The organism is Martelella mediterranea DSM 17316 (assembly GCF_002043005.1).
GTDB lineage: Bacteria > Pseudomonadota > Alphaproteobacteria > Rhizobiales > Rhizobiaceae > Martelella > Martelella mediterranea.
In genome coordinates this window covers 4,575,604-4,588,940 of sequence record NZ_CP020330.1, presented here as the reverse complement: position 1 = coordinate 4,588,940, position 13,337 = coordinate 4,575,604, and the positions used below count along the sequence as shown (strand labels likewise).

The 13,337-nt window shown below is 63.6% G+C and carries 10 protein-coding genes; 5 read left to right on the top strand and 5 right to left on the bottom strand.

Annotation, left to right across the window (positions count from 1 at the left end; all coding sequences use genetic code 11):
- Positions 1 to 8: 8 nt before the first annotated feature.
- Positions 9 to 1,052 carry a dihydroorotase gene (gene pyrC / locus Mame_RS21370; protein ID WP_018064379.1) on the top strand — a complete coding sequence of 348 codons (1,044 nt, stop codon included), beginning with the start codon at positions 9 to 11 and terminating at the stop codon, positions 1,050 to 1,052.
- Here pyrC and Mame_RS21365 read toward each other — a convergent pair.
- Genes Mame_RS21365 through Mame_RS21350 form a run of 4 tightly spaced genes read right to left on the bottom strand, consistent with a single transcriptional unit; the run spans position 1,028 to position 4,464 of the window.
- A complete protein-coding gene (locus Mame_RS21365; protein ID WP_018064380.1) occupies positions 1,028 to 1,885 on the bottom strand; it encodes a metal ABC transporter permease in 858 nt (285 codons plus the stop codon). The genes pyrC and Mame_RS21365 overlap by 25 nt on opposite strands.
- Entirely contained in the window at positions 1,882 to 2,745 is an 864-nt protein-coding gene (locus Mame_RS21360) for a metal ABC transporter permease (RefSeq protein WP_018064381.1), read from the bottom strand. The genes Mame_RS21365 and Mame_RS21360 overlap by 4 nt, the downstream gene beginning before the upstream one ends.
- Positions 2,738 to 3,622: a manganese/iron ABC transporter ATP-binding protein gene (locus Mame_RS21355; protein ID WP_018064382.1), complete on the bottom strand. Its 885-nt coding sequence runs from the start codon at positions 3,620 to 3,622 to the stop codon at positions 2,738 to 2,740. Before Mame_RS21355 ends, Mame_RS21360 begins: the two co-directional genes overlap by 8 nt.
- Positions 3,619 to 4,464: a metal ABC transporter substrate-binding protein gene (locus tag Mame_RS21350; RefSeq protein ID WP_412768645.1), complete on the bottom strand. Its 846-nt coding sequence runs from the start codon at positions 4,462 to 4,464 to the stop codon at positions 3,619 to 3,621. The genes Mame_RS21355 and Mame_RS21350 overlap by 4 nt, the downstream gene beginning before the upstream one ends.
- Positions 4,465 to 4,975: 511 nt before the next feature.
- Here Mame_RS21350 and Mame_RS21345 point away from each other — a divergent pair.
- Genes Mame_RS21345 through galE form a run of 3 tightly spaced genes read left to right on the top strand, consistent with a single transcriptional unit; the run spans position 4,976 to position 8,222 of the window.
- Positions 4,976 to 6,133: a galactokinase gene (locus Mame_RS21345; protein WP_018064384.1), complete on the top strand. Its 1,158-nt coding sequence runs from the start codon at positions 4,976 to 4,978 to the stop codon at positions 6,131 to 6,133.
- 8 nt (positions 6,134 to 6,141) lie between these two features.
- Positions 6,142 to 7,179: a UDP-glucose--hexose-1-phosphate uridylyltransferase gene (locus Mame_RS21340; protein ID WP_018064385.1), complete on the top strand. Its 1,038-nt coding sequence runs from the start codon at positions 6,142 to 6,144 to the stop codon at positions 7,177 to 7,179.
- Positions 7,180 to 7,229: 50 nt separating this feature from the next.
- Entirely contained in the window at positions 7,230 to 8,222 is a 993-nt protein-coding gene (gene galE / locus Mame_RS21335; RefSeq protein ID WP_018064386.1) for a UDP-glucose 4-epimerase GalE, read from the top strand.
- Between the two features lie 253 nt (positions 8,223 to 8,475).
- On the opposite strand, the gene Mame_RS21330 is transcribed toward galE, so the two are convergent.
- Positions 8,476 to 9,642 carry a pyridoxal phosphate-dependent aminotransferase gene (locus tag Mame_RS21330; RefSeq protein ID WP_018064387.1) on the bottom strand — a complete coding sequence of 389 codons (1,167 nt, stop codon included), beginning with the start codon at positions 9,640 to 9,642 and terminating at the stop codon, positions 8,476 to 8,478.
- 184 nt (positions 9,643 to 9,826) lie between these two features.
- On the opposite strand from Mame_RS21330, the gene Mame_RS21325 reads away from it, so the two are divergent.
- Positions 9,827 to 13,330 carry a PAS-domain containing protein gene (locus Mame_RS21325; RefSeq protein ID WP_018064388.1) on the top strand — a complete coding sequence of 1,168 codons (3,504 nt, stop codon included), beginning with the start codon at positions 9,827 to 9,829 and terminating at the stop codon, positions 13,328 to 13,330.
- The last annotated feature ends 7 nt before the right edge of the window (positions 13,331 to 13,337 follow it).

The following is a 13,337-nucleotide window of genomic DNA, read 5'->3' as shown; positions in this document are numbered from 1 at the left end:
GACACTTAATGAACAGCCTGACGATCCGCCGCCCCGATGACTGGCACCTGCATTTGCGCGACGGCGCGATGATGGAGGGCGTGATCGGCGACAGCGCGCGCCATTTCGCCCGCGCGATCATCATGCCCAACCTTGTGCCGCCTGTCGTGACGGCCCTTGACGCAGAAGCCTATCGCAACCGTATCCGCGAAGCCGTTCCGGCCGGCATGTCCTTCACGCCGCTGATGACGCTGTACCTGACCGAGACGACCGAGCCCGCCGATGTCGCATCGGCTTTCAGCGAAGGTCTGATCAAGGCGGTCAAGCTTTATCCGGCCGGCGCCACGACCAACTCGGCCAGCGGCGTGCGCAATATCGACAATGCCATGCCGGTGCTGGAGAAGATGGCCGAGATCGGTCTCAATCTCTGTGTCCATGGCGAGGTCACCGACAAGGATGTCGACATATTCGATCGCGAGGCCGTGTTCATCGAAACCGTGCTCGACAAGATCAGGTGGCGGCTGCCTGAGCTGAAGATTACCATGGAGCACGTGACGACCAGGGACGGGGTCGATTACATCAAGGGCGCGCGCAAGAACCTTGCCGGCTCGCTGACCACCCATCATCTGATCATCAACCGCAACGATATCCTCGTCGGCGGCATCCGCCCGCATTATTACTGCCTGCCGGTCGCCAAGCGCGAGGAACACCGCAAGGCGCTGGTGGCGGCCGCGACCTCGGGCGACAAGCGGTTCTTCCTCGGCACGGATTCAGCGCCCCATGTCGATCCCGCCAAGGAATGCGGCTGCGGCTGCGCCGGCATCTACACCGCGCCCAACACGATGAGCTGCCTCGCTCATGTGTTCGAAAACGAGGACGCGCTCGACAAGCTCGAAGCCTTCGCTTCGCTCAACGGTCCGGCCTGGTACGGTCTGAAGCCGAATGAGGAGACGATCACGCTGGTCAAGCGCGACGAGCCCGTGGAATATCCGGAGAAGCGGGAGACCGGGGCCGGCCCGGTCACCGTCTTCGATCCGAAATTCCCGCTCTACTGGGATGTGGAGACCGCCTGACGCGCGCGGCGTCCGGCCACCAGCATGGTCCGCACGAAACTCGCGATGAAGGCGAGCGTCATCACCAGCACGATGGTGGGGGCGGGGGCGCTGTCGATGTAGAAGCTGGCATAGATGCCGACAAGCGTCGAGCCCGTCGCCACGGCAAGCGCCACCAGCAGCATTGTCGAAAATTGCCGCGTCCACAGGAACGCGATCGCGCCCGGCGCGACCAGCAGCGCGACCGACAGGATGATGCCGACCGCTTTCAGCGCCGCAACCACCGTCAGCGACAGCACGATCAGCAGGCCGTAATGCAGCATCTTCGTCGGCAGGCCAATGGCGCGGGCGTGCTGCTCGTCGAAGGCATGGACCAGCAGGTCCTTGCGCTTCAGCACCAGAAAGGCGGTTGCCGCAAGCGCGATCAGCCCGGCCTCTATCAGGTCGCCTCCGTTGATCCCCAGCATGTCGCCGAACAGGATGTGGTCGAGATGGACGGCGGAATGGACCTTCACGTAAAGCACGAGGCCCAGCCCAAACATGCCGGAGAACACGATGCCGAGCACCGTATCCTCCTTCACCCGGCTGTTTTCCGCAAGGAAACCGGTCGACAGTGCGCAGACCATGCCGGCGACGAAGGCGCCGAGGCCGAGCGGCAGGCCGATCATATAGGCCAGCACCACGCCTGGCAGCACCGCATGGGAAACCGCATCGCCCATCAGCGACCAGCCTTTCAGCACCAGAAGGCAGGATAAGAGCGCCATCGGAACCGAGACCATGAGCGTGATCGCGAACGCCTTCAGCATGAAATCGAGCTGGAAGGGAAATGTGGCCATCATCCAGAAATCGCTCATGGCCTGGCCTCCTTAAGCGCAAGGCGTGCCCGTCGCTTTGCGGCCAGCAGCCCGTGCTTGGGCGCAAATGCGAAGGCGATCAGGAACAGCGCCGTCTGCATGACAATGATCACGCCGCCGGTGGCGCCGTCTAGGAAATAGGAGATATAGGCGCCGAGCGCCGAGGTGACCGCGCCGATCACGGCAGCAAGCGCGATCAGGCGCGGGAAGCGGTCGGTCAGAAGATAGGCGGTCGCGCCGGGGGTGACCACCAGCGCGATCACAAGAAACGCGCCGACCGTCTGCAGCGCCGCCACGGTGGAGGCGGCGAGCAGCGTGAAGAACAGCACCTTCATCGCATTCGGGTTGATGCCGATCGAATGGGCGTGGTTCTCATCGAAGAACACCACCATCAGGTCCTTCCACTTGATTGCCAGCACGACCAGCGTCACGCCGCCGATGATGGCGAGCTGGATGGTGTCGGAACGCGTGATCGCCAGCACATTGCCCATGATGATGGTCTGGATGTCGATCGGAACCGGCGAGATCGAGACCATGAACAGGCCGAGACCGAAAAAGCCGGTGAAGATCAGGCCGATGATCGCGTCTTCCTTCAGCCTGGTCTTGTTGTTGAAGAACAGCATCGCGCCCGCGGCAAGGCCGCCGGCGGCAAAGGCGCCGAGCGAGAACGGCAAGCCGAGCATATAGGCGCCGGCAACGCCCGGCACGATGGAATGGGACAAAGCGTCGCCGATCAGCGACCAGCCCTTCAGCATCAGATAGGCGGAGAGAAAGCCGCAGACGCAGCCCACCAGCGCGCTGACCCAGATCGCGTTCACCATGTAGCCATAGGCAAGCGGTTCAATCAGCCGGTCAAGCATCGCCGCCTCTTCCCCGGCTTGCCGTCGGCGCCGTATCGGTTCCGCGCTCGCCGTAGATCACGAATGGCCGCTCGTCATCGGTGATCACCTTCAGCCGCCGCGTGTCCTCGTCGTCGTGCAGGGCAGGACCCTCCAGCACGAAATGGCGCAGCACGCCGCCGAAGGCCTTCTCCAGATTGGCCTGGGTGAAGGTGGTTTCGGTCGGGCCATAGGCCAGCACGGTGCCCTTGACGAACACCGCCCGGTCGCAGAATTCGGGCACCGAGCCGAGATTGTGGGTCGAGACCAGCATGATCCGGCCCTCGTCGCGCAGTTCGCCGAGAAGCGCGATGATCTGCTCCTCGGTCTTCACGTCGACGCCGGTGAAGGGCTCGTCGAGCAGGATGACCTGCCCTTCCTGAGCCAGCGCGCGGGCCAGAAACACCCGCTTGCGCTGGCCGCCGGAAAGCTCGCCGATCTGGCGTTTGGAGAAGGCGGTCATATTGACCCGTTCGAGGGCGGCGGCGACCATGTCGCGATCGGTGCGGGAGGGGCGGCGCATGAAGCCCATATGGCCGTAGCGCCCCATCATTACCACGTCTTCGACCAGCACCGGAAAATTCCAGTCGACTTCCTCGGCCTGCGGAACATAGGCGACGAGGTTCTGTTTCAGCGCCGCGCGCGCCGGCTGACCGAGGATTTCGACCGTGCCGCGGGCAAGCGGCACGAAGCCCATGATCGCCTTGAAAAGCGTCGATTTGCCCGCGCCGTTGACCCCGACCAGCGCCGTGATCGTGCCGCGCGGGATCTCGAAACTGGCATTGGCAAGCGCCGTGTGGCCATTGCGGTAGGTGACGGTTGCCCCCTGCACCGCAAGGCCGGGCTCTGCTTTTGTCATTCGGTGAGGCCTTTCGCCACGGTTTCGGTGGTGACCGACAAGAGATCGAGATAGGTGGGCACCGGGCCGTCCGGCTCGCTCAGGCTGTCGACATAGAGCACGCCGCCATAGTCCGCCCCGGTCTCGCGGGCGATCTGGCGGGCGGGTTTGTCGGAAACCGTGCTTTCGGAAAAGATCACGTGGATATCGTTCTCCTTCATGGTGTCGATCACGTGCCGGATCTGCTGCGGCGTGCCCTGCTGGTCGGCGTTGACCGGCCAGAGATAGAGTTCCTTCAGATCAAGGTCGCGGGCCAGATAGGAAAATGCGCCTTCGCTCGTCACCAGCCAGCGCTTTTCCTCCGGCACGTCGGCCAGCATGGCGCGCATCGGCTGAAGCCGGGCCGCGATCTCCTCGGCATAGGCGCGGGCGTTTTCCGTGTAGGCCTCGGCGTTTTCGGGATCGATCTCGATCAGCGCATCGCGGATATTCATTACATAGATTTCGGCATTGTCCGACGACATCCAGGCATGGGGGTTGGGCTTGCCGTCATATTCGCCGCCGGCGATGTCGATGGGATCGATGCCGTCGGAGACCACGACATTGGGCACATCGCCCAGATTCTGCAGGAATTTCTCGAACCAGCGTTCGAGATTGAGCCCGTTGGAAAGAATGATGTCGCCGCCACGGGCATTCAGAATGTCGCGCGGGGTCGGGGCATAGCCGTGGATTTCAGCGCCCGGCTTGGTGATCGAAACCACCTCGGCATGCTCGCCCGCGACGTTTTCCGCCATGTCGGCGATCACGGTGAAGGTGGTGACCACTTTCGGCTTGTCGGCGGCAAGCGCGGAGGTTCCGATCATGGCGATCGCCGCCACGGCTACGGTTCTGGCAAGGCTCATCTTTTTCCCTTTAATGCAGTTAAGAATTATTTGCAACTAATATGGCAATGTTCGGCATGTCTGTCAAACGCTATTGCAAATCATTCGCAAGAAGATTCAGTCACCAGACTGCTGACAAAGCACCAGCATTGACCATCATGTGTCATCCGAACCTCGTGCTTGAGTCATGCTCGGACTTGATCCGAGCATCCAGGCAGCTTGAGCCTCTGAATTTGCAAATATTTGCAGCGACCTCGTGCCCGGCGTCCTGGATCCTCGGGTCAAGTCCGAGGATGACCCGGAATGTGGGAGACGTTTGTGAGCCAATTGATTCACTCGGCTGTGCCAAATGTGCCCGGCCGCCAGAACACAGCCGTCGGCGAGTTGCCTGCAGATCGCTGCAAACGGCGCGGCTTTCCGCGATTGCACCGCATCTTGACGCGGCCGGGTTTTCTACCCCAAATGCACGCGGCATGAATTGGGAGGATTTGCAATGCCTACGGTTGACGTGTTGCGCGCGCGCTTTCTGGACCATTTCGACGGCGAGCCGCAGTTCTTTCGCGCGCCCGGGCGGGTCAATCTGATCGGCGAGCATACTGATTACAATGACGGCTTCGTGATGCCGGCGGCGCTTGAATTTGAGGCGCAGGCCGCGGCGACCGTCCGGCCCGACCGGGTGATCCGCATTCACTCCCTCAACAACGGCAAGTCCGCCGAAATCGACCTCGACGGCGCGAAACCCGAACCGCGCGGCGACTGGACCGATTATGCCTTTGGCGTTGCGGTGATGCTGGAGGCATCGGGGGTGAGGCTCTCGGGCGCCGATATCGTGGTTTCTTCCACGGTGCCGGTCGGCGCGGGGCTCTCGTCCTCGGCGGCGCTCGAGGTGGTGGTCGGCTACGCCCTGCTCTCGCTTGCAGGTCGTGAGGTCGACACGGTCGAGCTTGCGAAGCTGTGCCAGAAGGCGGAAAACGAGTTTGTTGGCATGCGCTGCGGCATCATGGATCAGTTCATCTCCTGCAATGGCGTGGTCGATCACGCGCTGATGATCGATTGCCGCTCGCTTGCGAGCCGGCCCGTTCCGATCGATCAGAGGGCGCGGATCGTGGTCGCCAATTCCATGGTTCACCACGCGCTGGCCGATGGCGAGTACAACAAGCGCCGCCAGTCCTGCGAGGATGGGGTGAGGCTGCTCCGTCCGGCGCTCGGCGAAATCCGGGCGCTCAGGGACGTCAGCTTCGAGGACCTCGAGGAGAACCGCGATTTCCTGCCGGACCTCACCTATCGCCGCTGCCGGCATATCGTCACGGAGAACGAGCGCGTGCTGCAGGCGGCCGAAGCCCTGCAGAATTCCGATCTCGACACGTTCGGACGACTGATGAACGCCTCGCATGTTTCCATGCGCGACGATTACGAAATCTCCTGCGAGGAGGTCGATCGCCTCGTTGATATCGCCCAGGCGCAGAAGGGCGTCTATGGCGCGCGCATGACCGGCGGCGGCTTCGGCGGTTCGGTGGTGGCGCTGGTGGAAAGCGGCGCGGTGGAAAGCTTCATCGCCACTGTCCGCACCGCCTATCAGGATGCCACCGGGCACATATCGGAAATCTTTGCCTGTGCGCCGAAAAATGGCGTCGGGCCCCTTACGGATTGAGCGTAGACATGAACACATTCACCGATCATCCGCATCGTCGCTACAATCCGCTTGCCGGCGAGTGGGTGCTGGTATCGCCGCATCGTTCCAAACGCCCCTGGCAGGGGCAGGTGGAGGACGCCGAGGTGCCGGACATGCCGGCCCATGATCCGGACTGCTATCTCTGTGCCGGCAATACCCGCATCAACGGTGCGAAGAACCCCGATTACACGCACACCTTCGTGTTCGACAACGATTTCGCCGCGCTGACCGAAGATGCGCCCGCCGAGAGCTTCCGCGACGGGCTGTTGATGGCGGAGGGCGAGAGCGGCATCTGCCGGGTGATCTGCTTTTCGCCCCGCCACGACCTGACGCTTGCCCGTATGGCGGTCGATGACATCGCGAGGGTTGTCGATGCCTGGGTCGAGCAATATCTTGAACTCGGCGCGCGGCCGGATATCGGCTATGTCCAGATTTTCGAGAACCGCGGTGCGATGATGGGCTGTTCCAACCCCCATCCGCATGGCCAGATCTGGGCAAGCCGCAACCTGCCGAATGCCGCCGCCAAAGAGACCGAAACCCAGCGCGCCTATTACGATCAGCACGGCACGCCGCTGCTGATGGCCTATCTCGCGCAGGAACGGGCGCTCGGCGAGCGCATCCTGTTTGAAAATGACGGCTTCGTTGTGCTGGTGCCCTATTGGGCGGTGTGGCCGTTCGAGACCATGGTGCTGCCGAAGCGCCATATCCGCTCGATGGAGGAAATGGAGTCCGATGAGCGGGTGCAGCTTGCCGAGGCGCTGTCCAAGGTCACGATCCGCTACGACAATCTGTTCGCAACCTCGTTTCCCTATTCGATGGGCTTTCACCAGCGCCCGACCGATGGCGCGGCCCATGACGAATGGGTGATGCATGCCCATTTCTATCCGCCGCTGTTGCGCTCGGCGACGGTGAAGAAATTCATGGTCGGCTTTGAACTGCTCGGCACGCCGCAGCGCGACCTGACCCCGGAACAGGCGGCCGCCCGCTTGCGCGGCCTGTCCGATATCCATTATCTCGCTGGCTGAGCCACGCATGAAGCAACCTGCCGGAGCGTCGGCGGGCAAGGGAGAACAAAATGACCATTCTCGTTACCGGCGGCGCCGGTTATGTCGGATCCCACATGGCCTATGCGCTGGTCGATCGCGGCGAGAAGGTGGTGGTGCTGGACGATCTGTCCACGGGCCACGGCGAACTGGTGCCGTCGGCGGCGAAGCTCGTCAAGGGCGACATCGCCGACCGGAAGCTGGTCAGCCGGCTGATCGCCGATGAGGGCATCAACGCGATCGCCCATTTCGCCGGCTCGATCGTGGTTTCGGATTCGGTCGCGGACCCGCTGACCTATTACGACAACAACACCGTCAAATCCCGCGCGCTGATCGAAACGGCGGTCGCCGCCAAGGTCGAGGCGTTTCTGTTTTCCTCGACCGCCGCTGTTTACGGCGAGCCCGGCGCGGACCTTCTGGACGAGGAGCAGAACCTGCAGCCGGTTTCGCCCTATGGCTGGTCGAAGCTGATGACCGAGGTGATGCTGCGCGACAGCGCCGCAGCCTACGGCCTCAAATATGCGGCGCTGCGCTATTTCAATGTCGCCGGCGCCGATCCAGCGGGTCGCACCGGCGAGACCCGCGAACACGCCACCCATCTGATCGAGATCGCCGCCCAGGCCGCGACCGGCCGGCGTAACCGCATGGAGGTGTTCGGCACGGACTACCCGACGCCGGACGGCACCTGCCTGCGCGATTACATCCACGTCACCGACCTGATCGACGCCCATGTCAAGGCGCTGATGCATCTTCTTAACGGCGGCGAGAACTTCGTCGCCAATTGCGGCTATGGCCACGGCTTCTCGGTGCTGCAGGTGGTCGACGCGATCAAGCGGGTCTCCGGCGTCGACTTCCGCGTCGACATGTCCGACCGCCGTCCCGGCGACCCGCCGGCGTTGGTGGCCGATTCAGCCCGCGTGCGCGAAATCCTCGGCTGGGAACCGAAATATGACGACCTCGACACGATCGTGAAACACGCGCTGGCGTGGGAGGATCAACTGGTAAAGGGGCGGGTGAAGCTGTAGGGGGCGGTTCTTGCCGCACGATTTTCCCTTATTGAACGCGAGGTGACAGCATCGGGCTTGCCGCATAGCCCCCCAATCTTCTCGCCCCGGAGGGGAGAGATGTCGCGAAAGCGACAGTGAGGGGGGAGACTATCACCGCGAACGCCGTCACGATTTGAGATGCCGCGCCACCCTCACTGCCCCTTTCGGGGCATCTCTCCCGCCAGCGGGAGAGAATATTGGGGGCTATGCGGTTATGTTTTTACGCCGCCCCTCAAAGCTTCGCAATATAATCCGCAAGCCGGTCGGCTGCCTCGGCGAGTTGATCGCCATTGCGCAGGAAGCAGGCGCGCAGGAAGGGGTCGCTTGCGTTGCCGAAGGCGGAGCCGGGAGCAAGGCCGACGCCGGTCTTGTCGACGATATCGAGCGCCGCCCTGCGGCTGTCGGTGATGCCGTCGATCTTCAGATAGGCATAGATCGCGCCGGCCGGTTTCAGCGTCTCGACCCGGTTGGTCGCAAGCAGCCGGTCGCAGAAGATGTCTCGGCCGGCCGTTGCCCGCGCGATGTTCTCGGCAACGAAATCATCCCCCGTCGTCACTGCCGCAACGGCCCCGCGCTGCATGAACTGGGCGACGCCCGAGGTTGTGTACTGCACCAGGTTTTCGATCGCGTCGCCGAGTTCGGGCGGGGCCACGACCCATCCCACGCGCCAGCCGGTCATCGACCAGTTCTTGGAGAACGAATTGGCGAACACCACCCGGTCACCCTCTTCGATGATGTCGAGGAAGGAGGCGGCGCGGCCGCCGGCATAGTGATAGAGCGCATAGATCTCGTCGGCGAGAATCCAGATGCCGTGGCGGCGCGAGATGTCGAGCAACGCCTTGAGATCGGCAAGGCTTGCCGTCCAGCCGGTGGGGTTGGCGGGCGTGTTGACGAACATCATCCGCGTTTTGGGTGTGATCGCGCGCTCCACCTCCCCGATATCGAGCGACCACTGGCCATCGGCGAAGGTCAGCGGCACGCCGACCTTGCGGGCGCCGGAAACGCCGAGCGCGGCCGCGATATTGGGCCAGCACGGCGTGAAATAGATCGCCTCGTCGCCGACATCCGTCAGCGCCTCGACCATCAGCTTGATCGCATGCATGCCCGAGCCAGTGACATAGATGTGTTCCGGCGAAAGCCGGGCCTTGAAATGGCGGGCGTAATAATCTGCGATCGCGCTTCTGAGTTCGGGAATGCCGCGCTGGTAGGTGTAGAAAGTCTCGCCATTGTCGAGCGCCGCCTTGGCGGCGTCGCTGATGAAGGCGGGCGTGGGGAGGTCGCCTTCGCCGGCCCACAGCGGCAGCAGGTTGTCGCGGCCGCGGGCGTGATTGATGATCTCGACGATGCCGCTTTCCGGCGCTTCGAGGGCGCGGCGGCTGAGGCTTTCGGTAAGGCGCATGCGTGGTCTCCTGTCGCGCCAGTCATAAAACGGCGCGGATGGTGAATGCATGAATTTCAAGCTTTGATCAATTGATTCTTTTGATGGGTGTGCTGCGACAGTCGCATTTGAAAATCGCAGGCCTTGGCATATCGTGGAGGCCTGCGGCCGGGAGCGCCGCAATCGGAAACGGGAGAATGAACGGATGTTGCCCGGCTGGCTGATATTGTTGTCGGCGCTGCTTTACATCCTGCTGCTGTTTGCCGTCGCCAGTTTTGGCGATCGGCAGGCCAAGCGGCAGATGCGGCCGCGCGACGGGCGCAATATGGTCTATGCGCTCTCGCTTGCCGTCTACTGCACCTCCTGGACCTATTTCGGCGGCGTCGGGCTGGCGTCAACGCGCGGGCTGGAATTCCTCGGCATCTATATCGGTCCCATTCTGGTATTCACCGTCGGCATGCCGGTGGTCCGGCGCATCGTGACGCTGGCGAAGGCGGAAAAGCTGACCTCCGTCGCCGATTTCCTGGCCGCCCGCTATGGCAAAAACCCCATTGTCGCGGCCCTTGTGGCGATCATTTCGCTCGCCGCGGCCATCCCCTACATCGCGCTGCAATTGAAGGCGGTCTCGGATTCGGTCTCGGTCATGGTGGGCGGCGAAACCGGTTTCCTGTCGGCGGGCGCTGCCTATGGCGTCGGCCTGCCGCTCGCGGTCACGCTGGCGCTGGCAAGCTTCGCCATCGTGTTCGGCACCCGCCACACCGATGCCACGGAGCACCAGGACGGGTTGATCCTGGCGATCGCGATGGAATCCGTGATCAAGCTGGTGGCCTTCGCCTCGGTCGGCCTGTTCGCGCTGTTCATTCTGTTTGACGGGCCTGCCGATCTTCTGACCCAGGCGCGCGAAAACGCGGTGACGGCCGCGGCCCTCAGCTATGAGACGCCGATCAGCCGCTGGATATTGCTGACCGGGCTTTCGGCCTGCGCCATCCTGCTTCTGCCGCGCCAGTTTCATGTCACCGTGGTCGAAAACCGCTCGGAAGGCGAGTTGAACCTCGCCCGCTTCCTGTTTCCGCTCTATCTGATCGCGATCAACATTCTGGTGCTGCCGGTGGCGATCGGCGGGGCGATGACGCTTGGCCCCGGCGCTGATCCCGATCTCTACGTGCTGCAACTGCCGATCGCCGCCGGCCAGCGGCTGATCTCGCTGATCGCGTTTCTGGGCGGCTTCTCGGCCGCCACCGCCATGGTCATCGTCGCCTCCGTGGCGCTGGCGATCATGCTGTCGAACGATATCGTCAACCCGATCTTCCTGAGAAGGCGGATGATGGCCGGCGAAGGGCGGCGGCATGATTTCTACGCGCTGCTGCTCAATGTCCGCCGCGCCTCGATCCTCGGCGTCATGCTGCTGGGCTATGCCTATTACCGCCATATCGACAGCGATCGCGGCCTGTTCTCGATCGGGCTTTTGGCATTCGCGGCGATTGCCCAGGTGGCGCCAGCGCTGTTCATCGGCCTTGTCTGGCGCAATGCCAATGCCCGCGGCGCGATCGTCGGCCTGTCGCTCGGCTTCGTCACCTGGGTCTATCTGCTGTTCGTGCCGAGCCTCGGCGGGCCGGATCAATCCGCCGTCGCCGGCATGGTGATGAATTTCCTCATTCCTGGGACGAGCCTGTTCACCGGCCCGGACGCCGATATCCTGCTCAACGTCACCTGCCTGTCACTGCTGGTCAATATTGCCGGCCTCGTGATCGGCTCGCTCAGCCGCCCGGCGCGACCGCTGGAGCGCATCCAGTCCGGCATTTTCGTCAAGCGCCAGGCGCGCTGGCAGTCGACCGCGCGCGGCATCGGCACTGGCGTGTCCGTCGGCGTGCTGCGTGAGACGCTGAAAGGCTATCTCGGCTCGGAGAGAACGGCGCGGTCATTCGCCACCTTCGAGCGGACGGCCGGGCGCAGGATGGCCGATGACGAGCAGGCCGATATGGCGCTCATCCATTTCTCCGAGCAATTGCTGGGCACCGCCATCGGCTCGTCATCGGCGCGGCTGGTGCTGTCGCTGGTGCTGCAGCGTGCCGAGGCGGCCTCGGGCGACGCCGCCTTCCTGCTCGATCAGGCGAGCGAGGCGCTGCAGTATAATCAGGGCCTGCTGCAGACCGCGCTGTCGCAGATGGATGAAGGGATCGCCGTCTTCGACGCCGCCAACCGGCTCACCGTCTGGAACAAGCGGTTTCGCGCGCTGCTCGACCTGCCGGAAGAGGTCGGCCAGGTCGGCTATCCGCTGATCAACATCATCGGCCGGCTGTCCTCGCGCGGCGATCTGACCGGCGATGAGGCGAAGGAGGCGCTGCGCAAGCTGCGCGCCCACGAAACCGCCTTTCCGCTGGTGCTGGAAAGCGGCAAGCGGATCATCGAGGTGCAGTCGCGCGCCATGCCCGATGCCGGCATGGTGGTAACCTTCACCGATATTACCCGTCGCGTCGAGGGCGACCTCGCGCTCAAACAGGCCAATGAGACGCTGGAGCAGCGCGTTGCAGCCCGCACCGCCGAGCTTACCGAGGTCAACAAGGCGCTGCGGCTGGCGCGGGCGGCGGCCGACGAGGCGAATATCGGCAAGACCCGGTTCTTCTCCGCCGCCGGCCACGACATTCTCCAGCCGCTCAACGCCGCCCGCCTCTATGCCACCGCGCTCGGCGAAAGGTTGCCGGCGGCAAGCGAGGTCCGCGACTTCTCCGACAAGATCGATTCCGCCCTGCAATCGGTCGAGGATATTCTCGGCGCGGTGCTGGATATCTCGCGGCTCGATGCCGGCGCAATGAAGCCGCATTTCACCACCGTCAATCTCGGCGACACGCTGAAGCGGGTCGAGACCGATTTCCGGCCGCTCGCCGATGAAAAGGGCCTGGAACTCGTTGTGGTGCCGTCTTCGCTCAAGGTGCGCTCGGATGCGCAGGCGTTGAGGCGGCTGGTGCAGAACCTCGTGTCAAACGCGATCAAATATACGGTCAGCGGCAAGGTGCTGGTGGGCGCCAGGCTGAGGGGCGATCACGCGGTGATCGAGGTTCATGACACCGGCATCGGTATTCCCGCCGAAAAGGCCGAAAGCGTGTTCAAGGAGTTCACGCGGCTGGACGAGGGCGCGCGCGCGGCGCAGGGGCTGGGCCTCGGCCTGTCGATCGTCGATCGACTGGCGCGGATGCTGGAGCACCCGGTCTCGATGACTTCCGCGCCGGGGGAGGGGACGGTGTTTCGCCTGTCCGTTCCGCTGGCCGAGGCGGGCGTCGACAGCGCTCAACCCGCGGCCAAACCGGCCGGCAAGCTGCCCGGGCAGGCGATCGCCGGGCTCAAGGTGCTCTGCATCGATAATGAGGAGGCGATCCTGGAGGGCATGCGGGTGCTGCTCGGCGGCTGGGGCGCCGAGGTTCACGTGGCGCGGGGGCACGAGGAGGCGCGCGCCATCGATATCGTTCCCGACGTGATCATCGCCGACTATCATCTCGACAATGGCGCAAGCGGCGTCGATGCGGTGACGATCCTGCGCGAGCACTACCAGCGCCATATCCCGGCGCTGCTGATCACGGCCGACCGCACCCAGGAGGTCCGCGATCTGGCCGAGGAGGAGGACATCGCCGTTCAGCACAAGCCGCTCAAGCCCGCGCTGGTGCGCGCCTTCCTCAACCAGATCGCGATCTTCCACAAGGCGGCCGCCGAATAGTCGGCGG